Raw genomic sequence first — 23,102 nt, forward strand, 5'->3', positions numbered from 1 at the left:
ATCGGTATGTGCATGAGCACAAGATCAAAGTCGCTCGTCATTTCTGGCGGACGCGGCGTTGGAGAAGTGGGTGCGCTCTTAGGCGGTTGCGACAACCACCTGGCGCGACGCACTCAGGAACCGTAACAGCGCCACCAATGGGAATGCGCTGCCCACCAGCATCACCCCCAGCCAACCGCCGTGTTCATACACACTGCTGGCGATTGCCGAGCCGAACGCGCCGCCGATGAAGATGCTGGTCATGTACAGGGCGTTGAGACGGCTACGGCTAGTGGCGTCGAGGGCATAGACGGCACGCTGGCCAAGGACCATATTCATCTGCACGCAGAAGTCCAGGACCACGCCGGTCACGGCCAAGCCGATCACGCTGTACAGCGGGTGCACGAACGCGGGCAGGAAGCTCAGTGCGCCCAACAGCATCGCCAGCAACGAGGCGCGATGGGTGTGGCCGGCATCGGCCAGGCGACCGGCGATGGGCGCGGCGATGGCGCCCAAGGCACCCACCAGGGCGAACAGTGCGATTTCGCTTTGGCTCAGGCCATGATTGCGCGCCAACTCCAGCGGGGCAGCGGTCCAGAACAGGCTGAAGGCGGCGAACATGCAGCCCTGATAGAACGCCCGTTGGCGCAGCACCGGTTGCTCACGCAGCAGGGTGCCCAGGGATCGCAGCAACTGGCCGTAGCTGGCGCTGTGATCGGGCTGGCGCTTAGGGATGGTCAGCAGCAGGACCACGCTGATAAACGCCATCAGTGCTGCGGCAGCCATGAACATTGCACGCCAGCCGAAGTGGTCGGCAACTACGCTGGACACTGGCCGGGCCAACAGGATGCCCAGCAGCAGGCCGCCCATGATGCTGCCGACCACCCGACCACGGGACTCAGCCGGTGCCAGGTGTGCGGCCAGCGGGATCAAAATCTGCACCGAGACGGAACTGAAACCGATCAGCAACGACACCAGCAAGAACAGGTTTGGCTGTTCGGTAAACGCCGCGCCCAGCAGGCTGGCAATCGCCAGTACAGTGGTGGCGATCATCAGCTTGCGGTTTTCCAACAGGTCGCCCAATGGCACCAGGAAGAACAGGCCGAGGGCATAACCGATTTGCGTCAGGGACACGATCAGGCTCGCCATCGCCGGCGTCAGGCCAATGTCCGGGGCGATCAACTCGATGATCGGCTGCGCGTAGTAGATGTTGGCGACGATGGCGCCGCAGCAAAATGCGAACAGCAGCACCATCCCGCGGGTCATGGTGCTGGTGGCAGGAGAAGTTGCATTCATGGTGTTCTCATAAAAGCGAAGGAAGATGGCGAGCGAGAGTAAAGGCAAGGCGTAAGCGCGAGTAGGGCGCTTGAAGTGATATCAATTATGCTGGTTGATGATACATCCAGAAACAATTGGAACGACAGAACACTGCCAATACAACAGCCATACCAAGAGCCAAATGTGGGAGGGGGCTTGCTCCCGATAGCGGAGTCTCAGTCACTGGATGTAGTGGCTGACACACTGCTATCGGGAGCAAGCCCCCTCCCACATTTTTTACCGCGTTTCTTCAGTTATTGACCGGAATAGATCTGGTCAAACACCCCACCATCATTGAAGTGGGTTTTCTGCACGGTGCGCCAGTCGCCAAAGGTCTTCTCAACCGACAGGAAGTCCACCTTGGGGAAGCGGTCGGTGTACTTGGCCAGCACTTTCGGGTCCCGTGGGCGCAGGTAGTTGTTGGCGGCGATTTCCTGGCCTTCCGGCGACCACAGGTACTTCAGGTAGTCTTCGGCCGCAGCACGGGTGCCTTTCTTCTCGACCACCTTATCGACCACCGATACCGGCGGCTCGGCTTCGGCGGACACGCTTGGGTAGATCACTTCAAACTGATCACGGCCGAATTCACGGGCGATCATTTCTGCTTCGTTTTCAAAGGTCACCAGCACGTCGCCGATCTGGTTGGTCATGAACGTGGTAGTCGCGGCGCGGCCACCGGTGTCCAGTACCGGCGCTTGCTTGAACAGCTTGCCGACGAAGGCCTTGGCCTTTTCTTCGTCGCCGCCGTTTTTCAATACATAACCCCAGGCCGACAGGTAGGTGTAGCGGCCGTTACCCGAGGTTTTCGGGTTGGGTACGATTACCTGCACGCCGTCCTTGAGCAGGTCTGGCCAGTCTTTCAGGGCCTTGGGGTTGCCTTTGCGCACAATGAATACGGTAGCGGAGGTAAACGGTGCACTGTTGTTCGGCAGGCGCGTCACCCAGTTGTCCGGCACCAGTTTGCCGTTGTCGACCAACGCATTGATGTCGGTGGCCATGTTCATGGTGATCACGTCAGCCGGCAGGCCGTCGATCACTGAGCGTGCTTGTTTGCTGGAGCCGCCGAAGGACATCTGCAACGTCAGCTTGTCGTCCGGGTGCCCGGCTTCCCAATGCTTCTGGAACGCGGCGTTGTAGTCCTTGTAGAAATCGCGCATTACGTCGTAGGAGACGTTGAGCAGGGTGGTCGCGGCCTGTGCGGAGCCTGCCAAGGCCAGGCCGGCGGCCAGTAGAGAGGCGCTGAGAATTTTTTTCACTGCTCATTCCTTGTTGTTCGAGAAGAGGGGAGGCAATTTGCCAGCGACTATAGCCGGGCCCGCATAGACCTTTAAAGATTAAAACGAACTTTGCTTATTCCAGTTTATGGAAAAGGTTACTGCCACACCGCGAGCAAAACGCCGCATTGGGTTCGTGGCTGTCTTTCTTGCACGCCGGGCAGTCGGTGCGCAGTTGTTCACCGCGCATGGCACTGGCCAGCTCGGCGGTAAAAATACCGGTGGGTACGGCGATGATCGAATAACCGGTGATCATCACCAGCGACGAAATCACCTGGCCAAGCGGCGTCTTGGGCACGATATCGCCGAAGCCCACGGTGGTCAGGGTAACGATGGCCCAGTAGATACCCTTGGGAATACTGGTGAACCCATGTTCCGGGCCTTCGATCACATACATCAGGGTGCCGAACACCGTCACCAGGGTGCACACGCTGACCAGGAACACCACGATCTTCTGCTTGCTGCCGCGCAGCGCCGCCATCAAATAGTTGGCTTGTTTGAGGTACGGGCTGAGCTTGAGTACGCGGAAGATACGCAGCATGCGAATGATGCGGATGATCAGCAGATACTGCGCATCGCTGTAGTACAGCGCGATAATGCCGGGGACGATGGCCAGCAAGTCCACCAAGCCATAAAAGCTGAAGGCATAGCGCAACGGCTTGGGTGAGCAATACAGGCGCAGGCCGTACTCGATCGCGAAAATCAGCGTGAAGCCCCACTCGATATAGGCCAGCACATCCGCGTAGTTCTGGTGCACCTGATCGATGCTGTCGAGCATCACGATCACTATGCTGGCGAGGATGATCAGCAACAGGATGCCGTCAAAGCGCCGCCCGGCGACGGTGTCGCTTTGGAAAACCATGATGTAGAGCCGTTGGCGCCAGTCGTTGTTGCTGTCCATAAGTCCTGCCTGAAGCGAATATCGAGCAAGCCTAGGGGGATTCGAACGGGCTGTCCATGTGGGGTTTACGCAGCATTCGCTGGCCGGCGCGTACCAGCCAGCAGGCGAGGATAAACGGCGCGGTCAGCGCGGGCAGGTGCAGGGCGGCGAAGCCCGGTGTGAGGAGGATGGCAAGGCCGATGCCCAGCAGCGGCAACCACGGCTGGCGACGTGTCGGGCTCAGGGCCAGGGCGGCCAACGCCGGGTTATAGCTGTGCAGGCCGAGCAGGGCGCCCGCAGGGTCGTTCAACCACACACCGGCCAGCATGCCGAGACTGGCACCGCTCAAGGCCCACACCGCGGCGCGACGGTCGGCCAGCAGCAGGCCCAGGGCGATCAATCCGCCCGCCATGGGCTGCTCCAGCAACATGATTTGCCCAAGGCCGGTAAAGGGCGCGGTGAGGACAGCGAAGGGGGCGGGCTCGATCAGCGCCAGAGTGTTCTCAGGAGCGTGGCCGAGCAGCAGCCAGCCGAGACCCACAAAGGGCGCGGTGTAAGCGGGCAAGTCTTGGGGCTGGGTCGCGTGCTTCAGCCATTGCCGAGTGAGGATCGCACTCAAGCCGCCGCACGCCAGGATCAACGGCGGCACCAGCGCCGACCAGGCGAAGTGCTGGCTGATCAACAAGCCCAGCAATACGCCGTTGTAGCTATACAGCCCGGCCTGGCGCTCGGCCTTGGGATAGCACCGGCGCTGGGCCGTGAGCAACCCCGCGACGCCGCCCAGCAACGCACCGCCGAGCAAGGCCGGGGCGCCGATCAGGATCGCCACCAGGCACAGCAGGCCGCACAGCGGATGGCGTTGCAGGAAGATCTGGCTGAAACCATTGAGCAGGGCTTCGGCCCAGTCGGGGCAGGTTGGGTTGTGCATTTTCAGTGAGTCAGTAAGACCGAGTTGTTCCCTTCGCGAGCAAGCCCGCTCCCACATTTGACTGATGTCGGACATGCAAACGCGGTCGAATGTGGGAGCGGGCTTGCTCGCGAAGGGGCTCTTACAGGCGCTAGATCAATGTCTCGATACGCAGCGAATTGGTCGACCCTGGCTGGCCAAAGGGCACCCCCGCGGTAATCACCAAGGTATCCCCGCGTTGCGCCATGCCCTGGGCCTGGGCGATCTCCAGCGCGGTGGAACACACCTCATCCACTTGGCGCAGTCGATCATTGACCACCGAATGCACGCCCCACGCCACGCTCAAGCGTCGCGCCGTGGACAGGTTCGGCGTGAGGTTGAGGATGGGCGCCACGGGTCGTTCCCGTGCAGCACGCAAGCTGGAACTGCCTGACTCGCTATAGTTCACCAGCACCGCCACCGGCAGGATGCTGCTGATGCGCCGGATCGCACAGCTGATGGCGTCCGACACTGTGGCATCCGCCTTGGGCCGGCTGACGTCCAACTGCGTCTGGTAGTCCGGGCCGTTTTCCACCTGGCGGATGATCTTGCTCATCATCTGCACGGTTTCCAGCGGGTACTCGCCCGAGGCGGTTTCGGCCGACAGCATCACCGCGTCCGCGCCTTCGGCCACCGCGTTGGCGACATCGGTGACTTCGGCACGGGTCGGCGCCGGGGAGAAGCGCATGGACTCGAGCATCTGCGTGGCCACCACCACTGGTTTGCCGAGTTGGCGGCAGGTGCTGATGATGTCTTTCTGGATTTGCGGCACGCTCTCGGCCGGCACTTCCACGCCCAGGTCGCCTCTGGCCACCATTATCGCGTCGCTCAGTTCGGCGATTTCCTGCAAGCGTTGCACGGCCGAAGGTTTCTCGATCTTGGCCATCAGGAACGCCTTGTCGCCAATCAGTTCGCGGGCCTCGCGGATGTCTTCCGGGCGCTGCACGAACGACAGCGCCACCCAGTCCACGCCCAGTTCCAGGCCGAAACTCAGGTCGCGGCGATCCTTGGCGGTCAAGGGGCTGAGTTCCAACAGCGCTTGCGGCACGTTCACGCCTTTGCGGTCGGACAACTCGCCGCCATTGAGCACGGTGGTGTCGATGGCGTCGGCATGTTTGGTAATCACGCGCAGGCGCAGCTTGCCGTCGTCCAGCAGCAGGTCCATGCCCGGTTCAAGGGCCGCGATGATTTCCGGGTGGGGCAGGTTGATGCGGCTTTGGTCGCCGGGCGTCGGGTCCAGGTCCAGGCGCAGGGCCTGGCCGCGAATCAACTGCACCTTGCCCTCGGCAAAACGCCCAACTCGCAGCTTCGGGCCTTGCAGGTCCATAAGAATGCCCAGCGGGTAATTCAACTGGCGCTCCACTTGGCGAATCCACTGGTAACGCTGGGCATGGTCGGCGTGCTCGCCGTGGCTGAAGTTGAGGCGGAAGATATTCACCCCGGCTTCAACCAGCTCGCGGATGTCATCGATACCGTCGGTGGCCGGGCCCAGGGTGGCGAGGATTTTGACCTTCTTGTCAGGCGTCATGGTTGGCAGTCTCAAGGATCAGGATGGCGCGGAAGTCGTTGACGTTGGTGCGGGTCGGCTCGGTGATGATCAGCCCGTCGAGGGCGGCGAAATAGCCGTAGCCGTTGTTGTTATCCAACTCGTCGCTGGCCGACAGCCCCAGTGCCTCGGCGCGGGCGTAACTGCTGGGGGTCATGATGGCGCCGGCGTTGTCTTCCGAGCCGTCGATGCCATCGGTGTCGCCGGCCAGGGCGTATACGCCGGGCAGGCCCTTTAGGCTGTCGGTGAGGCTGAGCAGGAACTCCGCATTGCGCCCGCCACGGCCATTGCCGCGCACGGTGACGGTGGTTTCGCCACCGGAGAGGATCACGCACGGCGCCGCGAGTGGCTGGCCATGCTGGACAATCTGCCGGGCGATACCGGCGTGCACCTTGGCCACCTCCCGCGCTTCACCTTCCAGGTCGCCAAGGATCAGCGGGCTGAACCCGGCCTGGCGCACTTTCACCGCCACCGCCTCCAGGGATTGCTGCGGGCGGGCGATCAATTGGAAGTGGCTGCGGGCGAGTACCGGGTCGCCGGGCTTGACCGTTTCTGACGCGGGGTTTTGCAACCAGTTGCGCACTGAGGTGGGGGCGTCGATACCGTAACGCTTGAGGATCGCCAGGGCCTGCTGCGAGGTGCTGGGGTCACCGACGGTCGGGCCGGAGGCAATCACCGTGGCCTGGTCGCCCGGCACATCGGAAATTGCATAGGTGTAGACGGTGGCCGGCCAAGCCGCCTTGGCCAGTCGCCCGCCCTTGATCGCCGAGAGGTGCTTGCGCACGCAGTTCATCTCGCCAATGGTGGCGCCGGATTTGAGCAGGGCTTTGTTGATGCTTTGCTTGTCGGCCAGGCTGATGCCTTCGGCGGGCAAGGCCAGCAATGCGGAGCCGCCGCCGGAGAGCAGGAAGATCACGCGGTCGGCTTCGCCGAGGTTGCTGATCAGTTCCAGTACGCGCTGGGCCACGGCCAGGCCGGCAGCGTCGGGGACCGGGTGGGCTGCTTCGACCACCTCGATTTTTTTGCACGGCGCGCCGTGGCCGTAGCGGATGACCACCAGGCCCGACACTTCGCCCTGCCAGCAGTCCTCGACGACAAGCGCCATGGCGGCCGCGGCCTTACCGGCGCCGACCACGATCACCCGACCACTGCGGTCGGCGGGCAGGTAAGGTTCAAGGACTAGCCGGGGGTGGGCAGCGTCGATGGCTGCGGCGAACAGCTCGCGAAGCAGGTGTTGCGGATCGACCGACATAAGCGGGCTCCCGGGGATTCTTGTTGTTAGGAGTGCAGCTATTTCAGATTTGAAATGCGGTCAAAATGTGGGAGGGGGCTTGCTCCCGATAGCGGTGTATCAGTCGACATAGTGGTTGAATGACAGATTGCTATCGGGAGCAAGCCCCCTCCCACACTGGATTGCATTCCAAGGTGTCTTACTTCTCGCGAATCGAGAAATTGGCCATATGCTCCAGGCCCTTGATCAGCGCCGAGTGGTCCCAGTTACCGCCGCCAATCGCCGTGCAGGTGCTGAACACTTGCTGGGTGCCGGCGGTGTTGGGCAGGTTGATCCCCAGTTCCTTGGCGCCGGCCAATGCCAGGTTCAGGTCCTTCTGGTGCAGGTTGATACGGAAGCCCGGGTCGAAGGTGCCCTTGATCATTCGCTCGCCATGCACTTCCAGGATCTTCGACGACGCAAAGCCGCCCATCAGCGCTTCACGCACCTTGGCCGGGTCGGCACCGTTTTTTGCGGCGAACAGCAGCGCTTCAGCCACCGCCTGGATGTTCAGCGCGACGATGATCTGGTTGGCAACCTTGGCGGTCTGGCCATCGCCGTTGCCACCCACCAGGGTGATGTTCTTGCCCATGCTCTGGAACAGCCCCAGGGCGCGTTCGAAGGTCTGTGGCTCGCCACCGACCATGATGCTCAAGGTACCGGCCTTGGCGCCGACTTCACCGCCGGACACTGGCGCATCGAGGTACTGTGCGCCGCTCTGGTTGATCTTGGCGGCGAACGCTTTGGTCGCGGTGGGGGAGATCGAACTCATGTCGATCACCACTTTGTTCGGCGACAGGCCGGCGGCTACACCGTCGGCGCGGAACAGCACGTCATCGACCTGCGGGGTATCCGGGACCATCACAATGATGAACTCGGCTTCCTGGGCGACTTGTTGCGGGTTGGCCAGGGCGATGGCGCCGGCAGCGATCAGCTCGGCGGGAGCCTTGCCGTGGTGTTCCGAGAGAAACAGTTGGTGACCGGCTTTCTGCAGGTTAGCCGCCATGGGTTGGCCCATGATGCCGGTGCCGATAAATCCGATTTTAGCCATGATGAAAATCCTCTTGTTGTTAGGTCTACAGGCCTGGCACGGTCTGCTAAGCGCAGCAGATCCCCTGTGGGAGGGGGCTTGCTCCCGATAGCGGTGCATCAGTCGACACACCTGTTGAATGACAGATTGCTATCGGGAGCAAGCCCCCTCCCACATTGGTTTTGTGTTGTTTGTGTCAGATCGCGTTATGGGTTTTGAGCCAACCCAAACCCGCTTCGGTCGTGGTCAACGGCTTGTACTCACAGCCAACCCAACCCGTATAACCAATGCGGTCCAGATGCTCGAACAGGAAGCGATAGTTGATCTCCCCAGTCCCCGGCTCATTGCGCCCCGGGTTATCCGCCAGTTGGATATGGTTGATCTCACCCAGGTGCGCCGCCATAGTCCGCGCCAAGTCACCTTCCATGATTTGCATGTGATAGATGTCGTATTGCAGGAACAGGTTGTCACTGCCCACCTGTTCACGAATCGACAGGGCCTGGGCGGTGTTATTCAGGTAGAAGCCCGGGATGTCACGGGTGTTGATCATCTCCATCACCAGCTTGATGCCCACTGCCTGCAGCTTGTCGGCGGCGTACTTGAGGTTGGCGACAAAGGTCTTTTCCAGGGTTTCATCGTCCACACCTTGTGGCCGGATACCCGCCAGGCAGTTGACCTGGGTGTTGCCCAGTACCTGGGCGTAAGCGATGGCCAGCTTGACCCCGGCGCGAAACTCCTCGACCCGGTCCGGGTGGCAGGCCAGGCCGCGCTCACCCTTGGCCCAGTCACCGGCCGGCAAGTTGAACAGCACTTGGGTCAGGCCATTGGCATCGAGCTGCGCCTTGATCTCGGCGGAGCTCAATTCATACGGGAACAGGTATTCCACACCTTCGAAGCCGGCATCGGCGGCTGCCTTGAAGCGAGCAAGGAAGTCCTGTTCGGTGAACAGCATGGACAGGTTGGCGGCAAAGCGCGGCATAGGGTTCTCCTTAATCGAGCAGGGAAATGGCAGTCGGCGCATCGTTGCCGACCAAGGCCAGGTCTTCGAATTCATTGACGGCGTTGATCTCGGTGCCCATGGAAATATTGGTCACCCGCTCCAGAATAATCTCAACGATCACCGGCACCTTGAATTCTTCGATCATTTCCTGGGCGCGGCGCAAGGCTGGTTGGATCTGGCCTGGCTCGAACACACGCAGGGCCTTGCAACCCAGGCCTTCGGCGACCGCCACATGGTCGACGCCATAACCGTTGAGTTCCGGCGCATTGAGGTTGTCGAAGGACAGCTGCACGCAGTAGTCCATTTCAAAGCCGCGCTGGGCCTGGCGGATCAAGCCCAGGTAGGAGTTGTTCACCACCACGTGGATGTACGGCAGCTTGAACTGTGCCCCCACGGCCAGCTCTTCGATCATGAACTGGAAGTCGTAGTCGCCCGACAGCGCCACCACCTTGCGGCTCGGATCAGCCTTGACCACGCCCAGCGCCGCGGGAATGGTCCAGCCCAAGGGGCCGGCCTGGCCGCAGTTGATCCAGTGGCGTGGCTTGTACACATGCAGGAACTGCGCGCCGGCAATCTGCGACAGGCCGATGGTGCTGACGTAGCAGGTGTCTTTGCCGAACACCTGGTTCATCTCTTCGTACACGCGTTGCGGCTTGACCGGTACGTTGTCGAAGTGCGTCTTGCGGTGCAGGGTGGCTTTGCGCTGCTGGCAGTCATGCAGCCAGGCGCTGCGGTCCTTGAGCTTGCCGGCGGCTTTCCATTCGCGGGCCACTTCAATGAACATCGTCAGCGCGGAACCGGCGTCGGACACAATGCCCAGGTCCGGGGTGAACACGCGTCCAATCTGCGTCGGCTCGATGTCGACGTGAATGAATTTTCGCCCTTCGGTGTACACCTCTACCGAACCGGTGTGGCGGTTGGCCCAGCGGTTACCGATGCCCAGCACCACGTCCGACTTGAGCATCGTTGCGTTGCCATAACGATGGGACGTTTGCAGGCCGACCATGCCCACCATCAGCGGGTGATCGTCGGGGATGGTGCCCCAGCCCATGAGGGTCGGGATCACCGGAATGCCGGTCAACTCGGCGAACTCCACCAGCAGCTCGCTGGCGTCGGCGTTGATCACGCCGCCACCGCTTACCAGCAATGGGCGTTCAGCCTGATCCAGCAGCGCCAGGGCTTTTTCGACCTGGATGCGCGTGGCCAAGGGCTTGGCCAGGGGCAGGGGCTGGTAGGCGTCGATGTCGAATTCGATCTCGGCCATCTGCACGTCGAATGGCAGGTCGATCAATACTGGGCCGGGGCGGCCGGAGCGCATTTCATAGAAGGCCTTCTGGAAGGCGTAGGGCACTTGGCCCGGTTCGAGAACGGTGGTCGCCCACTTGGTCACCGGCTTGACGATGCTGGTGATGTCCACGGCCTGGAAGTCTTCCTTGTGCATCCGGGCGCGGGGTGCTTGCCCGGTGATGCACAGGATCGGGATCGAGTCGGCCGAGGCGCTGTACAGGCCGGTGACCATGTCGGTGCCCGCCGGGCCGGAAGTGCCGATGCACACGCCGATATTGCCGGCCTTGGTGCGGGTGTAGCCCTCGGCCATGTGCGAGGCGCCTTCAACGTGGCGAGCAAGGACGTGATCGATGCCACCCACCTTCTGCAAGGCCGAATACAACGGGTTGATCGCGGCGCCTGGGATACCGAAGGCGGTATCCACACCTTCACGGCGCATCACCAGGACGGCGGCTTCGATTGCTCTCATTTTGCTCATGGTTTTGGTGCCTCTTGCGTTTTGTAATTGTATACAAGTGGTGTTTGTCCAAAGTGTATTCACGGCGGGCTGCGCAGGTCAATGCATTTTGTAAACTGACCTTTGCGTTGGTCGGAACGGCTTTTTTAGACGTATGGAGCTTATGTTGGAAAATATTGTATACAAAAATAAAGCTGATTGTGTTCTATTTGTTTGATCGAGCATCTGATCAAACAGAACTCCACCGCTTTACCCATAACAAGATGAGGACGGCACCTATGAGCGCTTTAACCTTGAAACTCGCCACCCAACTGGCCAGCCAGGCCCTTACCGCAGGCCGCACGATTTCTGCTGCGCCGTTGACCATTGCGGTACTCGACAGTGGTGGCCACCTGATCACTCTGCAGCGTGAAGACGGCGCCAGCCTGCTGCGCCCGCAAATCGCCATCGGCAAGGCCTGGGGCGCAATTGCCCTGGGCAAAGGCTCACGCTTGCTGGCACTGGACGCGCAGCAACGGCCGGCGTTTATTGCTGCGTTGAATAGCCTGGGGCAGGGCAGCGTGGTGCCGGCACCGGGTGGGGTGTTGATTCGCGATCAGGCGGGGTTGGTGTTGGGGGCGATCGGGATCAGTGGGGATACGTCGGATATTGATGAGCAGTGTGCGATCACGGCGATCGAGGGGGTGGGGTTGATGGCGGATGCGGGGGTGTCTGCCTGATACTTCAGTGACTGGCAGGGCCTCTTCGCGAGCAAGCCCGCTCCCACATTTTGTCTGTATTCACAAATAGATATCTGTGAACCCAATCCAATGTGGGAGCGGGCTTGCTCGCGAATAGCACAGGCACCACGGCCCCTCAGTCCAGCTCACAGCCCTTGAGCACCAACCGAATAATCGTCTGCGCCGCCGCCTCATAGTCGGCTTCATCCAACTTGGCCTTGCCGGTGACCGCCGAGATCTGCCAGTCAAAATCCGCATAGGTCTGGGTTGCTGCCCAGATGCTGAACATCAGGTGGTTAGGGTCAATGGTGGCAATCAGGCCACGGTCCACCCAGTTCTGGATGCAATCGATGTTGTGCTTGGCCTGGGCGTTGAGCTGGTCAACCTGCTCGGTGCTCAGGTGCGGGGCGCCGTGCATGATTTCGCTGGCGAATACCTTGGAGGCGAATGGCAGGTCACGGGAAATGCGGATTTTCGAGCGGATGTAATTGCTCAGCACCTCCTTGGGCTGGCCGTCCGGGTTGAACGGCGTGGAGGCGGCCAGGATCGGCTCGATAATGCTCTCGAGCACCTCGCGGTAGAGGTTGTCCTTGGACTTGAAGTAGTAGTAGACGTTGGGCTTGGGCAGCCCGGCCTTGGCGGCGATATCGCTGGTCTTGGTCGCGGCGAAGCCCTTGTCGGCAAACTCCTCGCTCGCCGCCCGCAGGATTTTTTCTTTGTTGCGCTCGCGAATGCTGCTCATAAACCAGAGATTTCCTTGCCATGACAGGCGGTTGCGCATGGTAGCACCGGCCATCCGGGTGCCTCAACAATCTGCCCACAACGCCTTGCGCCGCGCTATGCTCGCCCGATCTCCCCCTTACGGATACTTGATTCATGGCAGGAAGCAGCTTGTTGGTTTTGCTCGACGATATCGCCGCGGTTCTCGATGACGTTGCACTGATGACAAAAATGGCGGCAAAGAAGACCGCCGGTGTACTGGGTGACGACCTGGCACTCAATGCCCAGCAAGTTTCCGGTGTGCGCGCCGAGCGGGAAATTCCGGTGGTGTGGGCGGTGGCCAAGGGCTCGTTTATCAACAAGTTGATCCTGGTGCCCGCCGCGCTGTTGATCAGCGCCTTTGCCCCGTGGGCGGTAACGCCGCTGTTGATGCTTGGCGGCGCGTACCTGTGTTTTGAAGGCTTCGAGAAACTCGCGCATAAATTCCTGCACAGCAAGGCCGAGGATCAGGCCGAACATGCGCAGTTGGTCGAAGCCGTGGCCGACCCGGCGACCGATCTGGTGGCCTTTGAAAAGGGCAAGATCAAAGGCGCGATCCGCACCGACTTTATCCTCTCGGCGGAAATCATCGCCATCACCCTCGGCACCGTGGCCGACGCGCCGTTGATGCAGCAGGTGATCGTGCTGTCGGGCATTGCCATTGTCATGACCGTAGGCGTCTATGGGCTGGTGGCCGGCATCGTCAAGCTGGATGACCTGGGCCTGTGGCTCACTCAGAAGCCTGGCCAGGCGGCGCGCAGTATTGGCGGCGCCATCCTGCGTGCAGCACCGTACATGATGAAGAGCCTGTCGGTGATTGGTACGGCGGCGATGTTCCTGGTAGGCGGCGGGATTCTCACCCATGGCGTGCCGGTGGTGCATCACTGGATCGAAACGGTCAGCCAGGGCGCGGGCGGGGTGGCGTGGCTGGTACCGACGCTGCTCAATGGTGTGGCGGGGATTATCGCTGGGGCGGTGGTGCTGGCAGTGGTCGCAGTGGTCGGCAAGGCGTGGAAAGCGCTGAAGGCTTGATGCTGACGGCAATAAAAAAGGCCATTCATTCGAATGGCCTTTTTAGTGGGCGTTTGTTACTCGGCAATCTGCAACTTGCGTGATTCCGTGTAGATGTAGCGCACCTTCTCATACTCGAACGGCGAGTTCATCTGACCGTAGCGGAAGCTGGTCTGGTAGCGCTTGTCCACCGCGCGCAGGGCCCAGATTTCCGGGTGGTTGGAGCTGACTTCGGACACGTTGAGGAAGTTGATCTGGGTTTCGGCGCCGTAGTCGACGATCAGGCCGGTAGTGTCACGCAGGTTCGAGGGGCCGAAAATCGGCAGTACCACGTACGCGCCGCCGGGCACGCCGTAGAAACCCAGGGTCTGGCCGAAGTCTTCGCTCTGGCGCGGCAGGCCCATGGCGGTGGCTGGGTCCCACAGGCCGGCGACGCCGATGGTGGTGTTGACCAGCAGGCGCCCGGTGGTTTCCAGGGAGCGGTGGCCCTTGAGTTGCAGCAGGCTGTTCAACAGGTTGGGCACGTCGCCCAGGTTGTTGAAGAAGTTGCTCACGCCGGTGCGCAGGAAACTCGGTGTGACATAACGGTAGCCATTGACCACTGGCAGGAACACCCACTGGTCGAAGCGGTAGTTGAAGTGGTACACGCGGCGGTTCCACGACTCCAACGGGTCATACACGTTGAGGGCGGTCAGCGATGAGCGTTCAAACTCGCGCTGGTCCAGGCCCGGGTTGAACTTGAGCTTGGTCAGCGGCTCCTTGAAGCCGTCAGTATCGACCTTGACCGGTTCATGGGCCTTGCTGTTGTCGGCATTGGCCACGCCTGCGCACATCAGTGCGGCAAGCAGCAGAAGATATTTAGCCACGGAAGAACTCCAGCATGGCGTCGGCGTTGACGCGGTAATTGAGGTTGCCGCAGTGGCCGCCCAGCGGGTAGACGGTCAAGCGATCGCCGAAGGTTTTACGCAGGAAACCCAGGTCGCCAGGGCCGAGGATCACGTCGTCGGCGTTGTGCATCACGGCGATTTTCGGGCTGTCGCGCAGGTAGTCCTTGAGGGCGTACAGGCTGACCTGGTCGATCAGTTGCAGCAGGCTGCCGCCGTCGGAGCGGGCGCGCCACATCGGGATCACTTGTTCGGTGAGGTAGCAGTCGAAGTCGCATTGCAGCGCACGCTTGAGGAACGGCGTGAGGCTGGTGCCTTCGGTGATTGGATACTTGGGAGGAATGATCAGGCCGCGGCGGTTGATCAGGTCCGAGGTGAAGGCGATGTCGGCTGCCGAAAAGCGGAACGAGGTGCCGATCAGCATGGCCATCTGTTCGTTGCTCAGGTGCTGCTTGGACTGCTGGAAGTCATAGAGAAGCGCATCGTTGAGGTCGATGTAGCCTTTTTGCTGGAAGTAACGCGTCAGTTTGCTCAACACCAGCTCATAGAAGGTGGTGGTGTTGTTGATGCCCTTGACCTCGGTCTGTACCAGCTTGTCGAGGTTGGTAATCGAGGTGTAGAGGTTGACCGGCGGGTTGAGCAGCAGCACTTTCTTGAAGTTGAAGCTGCGACGGGTCTCGTCCAGCTTGCTCACAAACGCTGCATCCAGGGCGCCGAGGCTGTAGCCGGTGAGGTAAAAGTCGGTCACCGGCAACGAGGCGTTCTGTGCGCGCACGGCTTGCATCACGCGGTACATGTCTTCGGCGTCTTCCTGGGTGATACCCGGGGTGGCGAAGCGTGAAGCGGCGCTGATGAAGTCGAAGCTGGTAGGCGATGACAGCTGCACCACATGGTAGCCGGCCTGGTAATACAGCTTTTTCAGGTATTCGTTGATGCTGCTGTCAAACCGCGCGCCGGTGCCGGCGATCAGGAAGATCAGCGGCGCGGCGCGGTCCTGCTTGGCAATGCGGTAGGTGAGTTTTTTCACCGCCCAGAAGTTGTCCGGCAGGCTGAACTCGCGCTCGGGGCGCATATTCAAGGTGTAATCGGATTGGTTGATCTCGTCGTCAGTCGGCAGTTTTGGCCGAAGGTCGGGGGGGGTGGTGGCGATGGTCGCTTCGAACGGATTGGTCAAAGGGTAGCCATAGCTGGCTGCGTCGATATCGACCGCCAGTGCTGACGCACTCAAAAATAGGCTGCCCAGCAAGGCAGCACAGCGCAAGGAACGGAGCATGACTTAATCCCTAAGAGGAAACGTGCTGAATGAAGTTCGCAGGCTATGACCACCGCGTTGCCACCGAAGTGCCAGCCTGCGGCACGAAAAGTCGGAAAAAGCGTCGGAATCGGGGTAATAGTTGCCAGAAGATACACTTTGCCAGGCTATGTTGAATAGATATCTGCGCTAACACCTTGCTAACGGCCGCCGTGGGATTAAGCTGAGCGCCGTTTTTGCCTATCGGAGTGCCCCATGTCCCGTCGTTTGCCGTTGATCCTGCTGCTTATTGCCTTGCCGTTATGGCTGGCCGCCAGTTATGCCGCACGCTACGGCTTTATGGAGGATGGGCAGTGGGTCGGGCTATGTGCTGATGAGGCCAGCCGCTGGGAATGCCAGGTGCGTTCGAACCTGGGGCTGATGATTCACTTCAAGGTGCTGGGGTGGGCAGCGCTGGTGACGTCGGTGCTGGCGTTTTTCGTGCCGGGGCGTACCGGTTGGGCCTTGGCGGTGCTGGGGATGGTGTTCGGGTTTCCGGCATTGGCGTTGTACAACACCACGTTTGCGGTGTTTGCCGTGGTGATTGCGGGGTTGCGGTTGGTCCGCAAGTCGCGGGGCGCCTGATAGGGCCTCTTCGCGAGCAAGCCCGCTCCCACATGTTGTCTGTATTCACAAATAGAAATCTGTGAACCCAATCCAATGTGGGAGCGGGCTTGCTCGCGAAAGCGGTCTTAAGCCTTGCGCACCCGCAAGCAACGCCACAAGGCTACAACCATGAGCAAGCTGACCACTGCCCAACCCCATGCCTGCTGATTCATCAAGCCTTCACGGTACAACTGCGGCGCAATACCGGCACCGATAATGAAGGTCAGCAGTGCAATCTCCCGACGCGGTCCAGTCACCGGGCGTACCAGATACACCAGGGCCGGCAGCACCAGCGCCGCGCTTGGGAAGCTGCGATAACGCGGGTCAAACACCAGCGCCAGCATCATCACCGCCCCCGCAAACCCGGCGATTGCCACCAGCCAGCCTGCGCGCTGCTCCAGCCAGTCGAATGCTCGCTCGCGCCAGCCTTCGCGGGCGCTCAGGGCCAGGGCGGCATGGGCCAGCACCAGCAGGTTCAACACCACCAGCAAGCCCGCCCACACCCATTCATCGTTGAAGCGTGCGGTGACGCGGGTCAATTCGGCCCAGGTGCCGATGGAGCAGGCTGCGACGGCACCGAGCAACGGCAGCATCAATGCGCAGCGCATGCTGCGAACGCGGCCGCCGAGCACCAGGGTGACGAGCAGGATGAGCCCGCCCACCCCCAGCCACAGCGGCCAGTAGGGCACATTGGTTACGGGGCCGGCGAGGATGCCTTTGTCCTGGCGGTCTGCATCGAACAGCCCCCAGTAACCGCCGACGGCACCTTCACTCGCACGTTTCCATGGCTGGTCAAAGGCTTCGATCAGGTTGTAGCGCCAGCCATTGGCTTCGGCCATGGCCACGAAACCACGCATGAACTTGGCTTCATTGACCCGGCTTGGCACGGCGGTTTCGCGCTGGCGGCCTTCGCTGGGCCAGCCGGTCTCGCCGATCACGATGTCCTTGGGTGCGAACTTGTGGCCAAAGGTCTGGCGTACATCACCCACGTGCTTGAGCGCCTGGTCGATGCCGGACGGATCATCTTCCCAATACGGCAGCAGGTGAATCGTCAGGAAGTCCACCGCCGGGGCGATTTCCGGGTGTTGCAACCAGAATTCCCAGACATCGGCATAGGTGACCGGCTGCTTGATCTGGCTTTTGACCTTATGGATCAGCGCCACCAGCTGCTTGGCGGTGACTTCCTTGCGCAACAGCGCTTCGTTGCCGACGATCACCGAGGTGACGATGTCGGGATAGGCGTTGGCGGAAGCGATCAGCTCGTTGATTTCCTTTTCGGTCGCCACGGGGTCACTGCTGACCCAGGCCCCGGCCATCACCGTCAAGCCATGCTTGCGCGCCAGCTCCGGCAAGGCTTCCAGACCGGTCATGGAATAGGTGCGAATGCATTCAAAGCGCGTGGCGAGCAGTGCCAGGTCGGCGTCCATGCGTTCGGGGCGCAGCTTGAACGGCTGGTCGAACGGAGATTGGTCCTTGTCGAACGGCGTGTAGGACGCACATTGCATCTTATGGCTGGCGCTGGCGACGTCCGGCAACACCACTGGCCGGCCGAGGCCGTACCAATAGCCGACAAGGGCAAGCAGGCCTAGGATCAAGGCAAGAAAATAGGGCAGGGCAGGGAAGCGGGCAGTCGCGGGCATGGTCGGCTTATCTGGGGGAGCAAAGGCGCGCATCTTACCTGCAATTGGCGCATCCCAGTGGGGCCGCATAGTTTTGACATGCAAAGTTCGGGCGGGATTCTGACGTCAAGTCCTAGGAAGTGTCTTGCTGGCTATGTGATGTCGTTCCTTGCTTAGCCGAGGTCGCTGACAGAGCAGGTTCATGGGTCCGGCAGGTTGATGATCGAAGTGTCAGCACTCCACTGATGTCTTGAGCAACCGGATCGATGCGCGTGAAGGGGGCGCGGTGCACCCTATAACAACAGATTGACGTCGCTCGGCATCCGTCGGGCGCAGCACTTTCGGGGAAGTACTATGAAGATGCGACGACTCTTGGGCGCAGCTGCCACTCTGGTAGTTGCGATGGGCTCCACACTGGCCAGCGCCGACAGCAAGACCCTGAGCATCGGCTACGTAGACGGTTGGTCCGACAGCGTGGCCACCACCCACGTGGCAGCAGAAGTGATCAAGGAAAAGCTTGGCTACGACGTGAAACTGCAAGCCGTCGCCACCGGGATCATGTGGCAGGGCGTTGCCACCGGCAAACTCGACGCCATGCTTTCCGCCTGGCTGCCCGTGACCCACGGTGAATACTGGGCCAAGAACAAGGACAAGGTGGTCGACTATGGCCCCAATTTCAAGGATGCGAAGATCGGCTTGATCGTGCCGGAGTACGTCAAGGCCAAGTCCATCGAAGACCTCAAGACCGATACCACCTTCAAGAACAAGATCGTCGGCATCGACGCGGGCTCAGGCGTGATGCTCAAGACCGACGAAGCGATCAAGCAATATGGCCTGGACTATAAACTGCAAGCCAGCTCGGGCGCGGCGATGATCGCCGAACTGACCCGTGCCGAAGACAAACAGGAATCCATTGCGGTGACCGGTTGGGTGCCGCACTGGATGTTCGCCAAGTGGAAACTGCGTTTCCTGGACGACCCTAAAGGGATTTATGGTGCTGCTGAATCCGTCAACAGCATCGGCAGCAAGGGCCTGGAGAAGAAAGCGCCGGAAGTCGCGGCCTTCCTGAAGAAATTCCAGTGGGCCTCCAAGGATGAGATCGGCGAAGTCATGCTCGCTATTCAAGAGGGCGCCAAGCCAGACGCAGCGGCCAAGGATTGGGTCGCCAAGCACCCTGAGCGTGTGGCGCAGTGGATTGCTAAATAACCCTGCCGCTTGATGCAGTCCCTGTGGGAGGGGGCTTGCTCCCGATAGCGGTGTGCCAGTCAATGCAAATTTGACTGACGCACCGCTATCGGGAGCAAGCCCCCTCCCACATTAGTTTTGCACCGCCTCAAATTTTTCTGTGCACCCGCTAACCCTCGCTACACTCCCTCTACTACTAAGGTCGTCTGGAACCTGTTCCGCAGCCGCATACAGTGGATACGTTCCAATAATAAAAAAGCTGTGCTGCGAGGATAAAAACAATGAACGACAGCATTTACCTCTCGATTCAAAACAGCCCGCGTTTCAAGGAGCTGGTTAGAAAAAGGGAAAGGTTCGCCTGGATTCTCTCGGCGATCATGCTAGGGCTTTACTCCGGTTTCATCCTGTTGATTGCCTACGGGCCACAAATACTGGGTGCCAAACTCAGCCCCGGTTCATCCATCACCTGGGGCATCCCTATCGGGGTTGGGCTGATTGTGTCGGCCTTCATCCTCACCGGCATCTATGTACGCCGCGCCAATGGCGAATTCGACGACCTGAACAATGCGATTCTCAAGGAGGCTGCGCAATGATCCGTCGTCTATTGGCTGTACTCGGCGCTTCAGTCATTGCGCCTGCCGTTTGGGCGGCAGATGCATTGACCGGTGAAGTGCACAAGCAACCGCTGAACATTGCAGCGATCCTGATGTTCGTGGCCTTTGTCGGCGCGACGTTGTGCATCACCTACTGGGCGTCCAAGCGCAACAAGTCGGCGGCCGACTACTATGCGGCCGGCGGCAAGATCACCGGTTTCCAGAACGGCCTGGCGATCGCTGGCGACTACATGTCTGCCGCGTCCTTCCTGGGTATTTCCGCGCTGGTGTTCACCTCCGGCTACGACGGCCTGATCTACTCGATCGGCTTCCTGGTGGGCTGGCCGATCATTCTGTTCCTGATCGCCGAGCGCCTGCGCAACCTGGGCAAGTACACCTTTGCCGACGTGGCGTCCTACCGCCTTGGGCAAACCCAGATCCGCAGCCTGTCGGCATGTGGTTCGCTGGTGGTGGTGGCGTTCTACCTGATTGCGCAGATGGTAGGCGCGGGCAAACTGATCCAGCTGCTGTTCGGCCTGGACTACCATGTGGCAGTGATCCTGGTCGGCATCCTGATGTGCATGTATGTGTTGTTCGGCGGCATGCTGGCGACCACCTGGGTGCAGATCATCAAGGCGGTGCTGTTGCTGTCGGGCGCCTCGTTCATGGCGTTGATGGTGATGAAGCACGTCAACTTCGACTTCAACACGCTGTTTTCCGAGGCGATCAAGGTTCACCCTAAAGGTGAAGCGATCATGAGCCCGGGCGGCCTGGTCAAGGATCCGATCTCGGCGTTCTCCCTGGGCCTGGCCCTGATGTTCGGTACCGCTGGCCTGCCGCACATCCTGATGCGCTTCTTCACTGTAAGCGACGCCAAGGAAGCGCGTAAGAGCGTGCTGTATGCCACGGGCTTCATTGGCTACTTCTATATCCTGACCTTTATCATCGGCTTCGGCGCGATTCTGCTGGTCAGCACCAACCCGGCGTTCAAGGATGCGGCAGGTGCCTTGCTCGGGGGTAACAACATGGCGGCGGTGCACCTGGCCAACGCGGTGGGGGGCAGTATCTTCCTGGGCTTCATCTCGGCCGTGGCGTTTGCCACTATCCTCGCGGTGGTTGCCGGCTTGACCCTGGCCGGTGCTTCGGCGGTGTCCCATGACCTGTATGCCAGCGTGATCAAGAAAGGCAAGGCCAACGAGAAGGATGAGATTCGCGTGTCGAAGATCACCACCATCGCCCTGGCAGTGCTGGCGATTGGCTTGGGTATCCTGTTCGAAAGCCAGAACATTGCGTTCATGGTCGGCCTGGCGTTCTCGATTGCTGCCAGCTGTAACTTCCCGGTGCTGCTGCTTTCCATGTACTGGAAAAACCTCACCACCCGTGGCGCCATGATCGGCGGCTGGCTGGGCTTGATCAGTGCCGTGGGCCTGATGATCCTTGGTCCGACCATCTGGGTCTCGATCCTGCACCATGAAAAAGCCATCTTCCCGTATGAATACCCGGCGCTGTTTTCGATGATCATTGCGTTCGTCGGCATCTGGTTCTTCTCCATCACCGACAAGTCGGCGGCGGCAGAGAAAGAGCGTGCGCTGTACTTCCCGCAGTTTGTGCGTTCGCAGACTGGCCTGGGGGCGAGCGGGGCGGTTAACCACTAAGGTAGTAGCTCAATAAGAAATGCCCCGGTCGAAAGGCCGGGGTATTTTTTTGCCTGAAAATCTGTAGTGGGTGGGCTGGCCTCATCGGGAGCAAGCCCCCTCCCACATTTGACTGTGTTCACAAGTTGAAATCTGTGAACCCAATCCAGTGTGGGAGGGGGCTTGCTCCCGATGGCGGTACACCAGGCACCACACATAAAAACGGCCTCCACTGAGGGAGGCCGTTTTCAGTACAACCAAGCAGTTGAGTGCTTACTTGCGATCTTCCAGCTTGGTAATGTCACGCGACTCGTAGCCGGTGTACAGCTGGCGCGGGCGGCCAATCTTGTACGGGCTGGAGAGCATTTCTTTCCAGTGGGAGATCCAGCCCACGGTCCGCGCCAGGGCGAAGATCACGGTGAACATGCTGGTTGGAATGCCGATCGCCTTGAGGATGATCCCCGAGTAGAAGTCGACGTTCGGGTACAGCGAGCGTTCGATGAAGTACGGGTCGGTCAGGGCGATCTCTTCCAGGCGCATGGCCAGTTCGAGTTGCGGATCGTTCTTGATGCCCAGTTCCTTCAACACTTCGTCGCAGGTCTGCTTCATCACGGTGGCGCGTGGGTCGCGGTTCTTGTAGACCCGGTGACCGAAGCCCATCAACTTGAACGGATCGTTCTTGTCCTTGGCCTTGGCGATGAAGGTGTCGATGTTGGACACATCGCCGATTTCATCGAGCATGGTCAATACGGCTTCGTTCGCACCGCCGTGGGCAGGGCCCCACAGCGCAGCGATACCGGCGGCGATACAGGCGAACGGGTTGGCACCCGAAGAACCGGCCAGGCGTACGGTGGAGGTGGAGGCGTTCTGCTCGTGGTCGGCGTGGAGGATGAAGATCCGGTCCATGGCCTTGGCGAGCGTCGGGCTGATCGGTTTGATCTCGCACGGGGTGTTGAACATCATGTGCAGGAAGTTTTCCGCGTACGTCAGGTCGTTGCGCGGGTACATCATGGGCTGGCCCATGGAGTACTTGTAAACCATTGCGGCCAGGGTCGGCATCTTGGCAACCAGGCGGATCGCGGAGATTTCGCGATGCTGCGGGTTATTGATGTCCAGGGAGTCGTGATAGAAGGCCGACAGGGCGCCGACCACACCGCACATGACGGCCATCGGGTGGGCGTCGCGACGGAAGCCGTTGAAGAAGGTCTTCAACTGCTCGTGAACCATGGTGTGGTTCTTCACGGTGCTGACGAACTGGGCTTTCTGCTCGGCTGTTGGCAATTCGCCATTTAGCAGCAGGTAGCAGGTTTCCAGGTAGTCCGACTTTTCAGCCAGTTGCTCGATCGGGTAACCGCGATGAAGCAGGATGCCATTGTCACCATCGATATAGGTGATCTTCGACTCGCAGGACGCGGTCGACATGAAGCCTGGGTCGAAAGTAAAACGGCCCGTGGCCGTCAGGCCCCGTACGTCGATAACATCGGGACCAACGGTGCCGGTTAAAATGGGCAGCTCGACGGGGGCTGCGCCCTCGATGATCAACTGCGCTTTTTTGTCAGCCATGTGGCCTCCTATTTATGCTTCAAATCATCAGACAGACCCCCCACGCAGGGCCCGCACCACTATATTGATATAAATCCAGATGTCAATTTGCCTAAAGTCTTGCGCCAGAAGGCTTTAACCGTACTTTTTCGTCGAAATTGACTGCCATTTACGCCTTTTATCCCGTCAGCGCAATCAGCTATTAGGGTGAGGTGTGCGCGTTGTCATTAGTAACCTAACTGTCTATACTCGGCCACCGACCGCCAAGGGCTT

The 23,102-nt window shown here is 60.3% G+C and carries 20 protein-coding genes; 6 read left to right on the forward strand and 14 right to left on the reverse strand.

Going from position 1 to position 23,102, the window contains the following annotated elements; all coding sequences use genetic code 11:
- Window positions 1-78: 78 nt before the first annotated feature.
- The 9 genes from FRT59_RS05575 to gcl all read right to left on the reverse strand — a co-directional run bounded on the left by FRT59_RS05575 (window position 79) and on the right by gcl (window position 11,007).
- Entirely contained in the window at window positions 79-1,275 is a 1,197-nt protein-coding gene (locus tag FRT59_RS05575) for an MFS transporter (protein WP_153837815.1), read from the reverse strand.
- 275 nt (window positions 1,276-1,550) lie between these two features.
- Entirely contained in the window at window positions 1,551-2,552 is a 1,002-nt protein-coding gene (locus tag FRT59_RS05580) for a sulfate ABC transporter substrate-binding protein (RefSeq protein WP_198809869.1), read from the reverse strand.
- A 94-nt stretch (window positions 2,553-2,646) separates the two neighbouring features.
- A complete protein-coding gene (locus tag FRT59_RS05585) occupies window positions 2,647-3,471 on the reverse strand; it encodes an ion transporter (protein ID WP_034118901.1) in 825 nt (274 codons plus the stop codon).
- Window positions 3,472-3,502: 31 nt separating this feature from the next.
- The gene (locus FRT59_RS05590) at window positions 3,503-4,378 is read right to left on the reverse strand and encodes an urea transporter (protein ID WP_153870605.1); all 876 of its coding nucleotides are present in this window, start codon (window positions 4,376-4,378) and stop codon (window positions 3,503-3,505) included.
- A gap of 130 nt (window positions 4,379-4,508) precedes the next feature.
- On the reverse strand, window positions 4,509-5,924 hold the full coding sequence (gene pyk, locus FRT59_RS05595) for a pyruvate kinase (protein ID WP_153870606.1): 1,416 nt from the start codon (window positions 5,922-5,924) through the stop codon (window positions 4,509-4,511).
- Window positions 5,914-7,194 (reverse strand): glycerate kinase type-2 family protein, encoded by a 1,281-nt coding sequence (locus tag FRT59_RS05600; protein WP_153870607.1) that lies wholly within the window; start codon window positions 7,192-7,194, stop codon window positions 5,914-5,916. The genes pyk and FRT59_RS05600 overlap by 11 nt, the downstream gene beginning before the upstream one ends.
- Window positions 7,195-7,372: 178 nt before the next feature.
- A complete protein-coding gene (locus FRT59_RS05605) occupies window positions 7,373-8,263 on the reverse strand; it encodes a 2-hydroxy-3-oxopropionate reductase (RefSeq protein ID WP_153837817.1) in 891 nt (296 codons plus the stop codon).
- A 175-nt stretch (window positions 8,264-8,438) separates the two neighbouring features.
- Complete coding sequence (hyi, locus tag FRT59_RS05610; protein WP_153837818.1) at window positions 8,439-9,221, reverse strand: hydroxypyruvate isomerase; 783 nt, start codon at window positions 9,219-9,221, stop codon at window positions 8,439-8,441.
- A gap of 10 nt (window positions 9,222-9,231) precedes the next feature.
- Window positions 9,232-11,007, reverse strand: a complete 1,776-nt coding sequence (gcl, locus tag FRT59_RS05615) for a glyoxylate carboligase (RefSeq protein ID WP_034118907.1) — start codon at window positions 11,005-11,007, stop codon at window positions 9,232-9,234.
- Window positions 11,008-11,264: 257 nt separating this feature from the next.
- On the opposite strand from gcl, the gene FRT59_RS05620 reads away from it, so the two are divergent.
- Window positions 11,265-11,705, forward strand: a complete 441-nt coding sequence (locus FRT59_RS05620) for a GlcG/HbpS family heme-binding protein (protein WP_034118908.1) — start codon at window positions 11,265-11,267, stop codon at window positions 11,703-11,705.
- Between the two features lie 136 nt (window positions 11,706-11,841).
- Here FRT59_RS05620 and FRT59_RS05625 read toward each other — a convergent pair whose 3' ends face one another.
- Window positions 11,842-12,447 carry a TetR/AcrR family transcriptional regulator gene (locus tag FRT59_RS05625; RefSeq protein WP_153870608.1) on the reverse strand — a complete coding sequence of 202 codons (606 nt, stop codon included), beginning with the start codon at window positions 12,445-12,447 and terminating at the stop codon, window positions 11,842-11,844.
- A 134-nt stretch (window positions 12,448-12,581) separates the two neighbouring features.
- Between FRT59_RS05625 and FRT59_RS05630 the strand changes: the two genes are divergently transcribed.
- Window positions 12,582-13,496, forward strand: coding sequence for a DUF808 domain-containing protein (locus FRT59_RS05630; RefSeq protein WP_153870609.1), 915 nt, complete (start codon window positions 12,582-12,584; stop codon window positions 13,494-13,496).
- A 56-nt stretch (window positions 13,497-13,552) separates the two neighbouring features.
- Here the strand turns inward: FRT59_RS05630 and FRT59_RS05635 are convergent, their stop codons facing one another.
- Complete coding sequence (locus FRT59_RS05635) at window positions 13,553-14,341, reverse strand: MlaA family lipoprotein (protein WP_034118912.1); 789 nt, start codon at window positions 14,339-14,341, stop codon at window positions 13,553-13,555.
- Complete coding sequence (locus FRT59_RS05640) at window positions 14,334-15,632, reverse strand: serine/threonine protein kinase (RefSeq protein ID WP_153870610.1); 1,299 nt, start codon at window positions 15,630-15,632, stop codon at window positions 14,334-14,336. The genes FRT59_RS05635 and FRT59_RS05640 overlap by 8 nt, the downstream gene beginning before the upstream one ends.
- Before the next feature lie 234 nt (window positions 15,633-15,866).
- On the opposite strand from FRT59_RS05640, the gene FRT59_RS05645 reads away from it, so the two are divergent.
- Window positions 15,867-16,235, forward strand: a complete 369-nt coding sequence (locus FRT59_RS05645; protein ID WP_034118914.1) for a hypothetical protein — start codon at window positions 15,867-15,869, stop codon at window positions 16,233-16,235.
- A 107-nt stretch (window positions 16,236-16,342) separates the two neighbouring features.
- Here the strand turns inward: FRT59_RS05645 and FRT59_RS05650 are convergent, their stop codons facing one another.
- Window positions 16,343-17,896 carry a glycoside hydrolase family 17 protein gene (locus tag FRT59_RS05650; RefSeq protein ID WP_153870611.1) on the reverse strand — a complete coding sequence of 518 codons (1,554 nt, stop codon included), beginning with the start codon at window positions 17,894-17,896 and terminating at the stop codon, window positions 16,343-16,345.
- A gap of 333 nt (window positions 17,897-18,229) precedes the next feature.
- Between FRT59_RS05650 and FRT59_RS05655 the strand changes: the two genes are divergently transcribed.
- The 3 genes from FRT59_RS05655 (at window position 18,230) to FRT59_RS05665 (ending at window position 21,308) form a co-directional block, all read left to right on the forward strand.
- Window positions 18,230-19,081 carry a glycine betaine ABC transporter substrate-binding protein gene (locus FRT59_RS05655; RefSeq protein ID WP_034118915.1) on the forward strand — a complete coding sequence of 284 codons (852 nt, stop codon included), beginning with the start codon at window positions 18,230-18,232 and terminating at the stop codon, window positions 19,079-19,081.
- Window positions 19,082-19,341: 260 nt separating this feature from the next.
- Window positions 19,342-19,653 (forward strand): DUF485 domain-containing protein, encoded by a 312-nt coding sequence (locus FRT59_RS05660; protein ID WP_034118916.1) that lies wholly within the window; start codon window positions 19,342-19,344, stop codon window positions 19,651-19,653.
- Window positions 19,650-21,308: a cation acetate symporter gene (locus FRT59_RS05665; protein WP_034118917.1), complete on the forward strand. Its 1,659-nt coding sequence runs from the start codon at window positions 19,650-19,652 to the stop codon at window positions 21,306-21,308. The genes FRT59_RS05660 and FRT59_RS05665 overlap by 4 nt, the downstream gene beginning before the upstream one ends.
- A 252-nt stretch (window positions 21,309-21,560) precedes the next feature.
- Here FRT59_RS05665 and gltA read toward each other — a convergent pair whose 3' ends face one another.
- Complete coding sequence (gltA, locus tag FRT59_RS05670; protein WP_034118918.1) at window positions 21,561-22,850, reverse strand: citrate synthase; 1,290 nt, start codon at window positions 22,848-22,850, stop codon at window positions 21,561-21,563.
- Window positions 22,851-23,102 lie beyond the last annotated feature (252 nt).

The organism is Pseudomonas haemolytica, assembly GCF_009659625.1.
Classification (GTDB): Bacteria; Pseudomonadota; Gammaproteobacteria; order Pseudomonadales; family Pseudomonadaceae; genus Aquipseudomonas; species Aquipseudomonas haemolytica.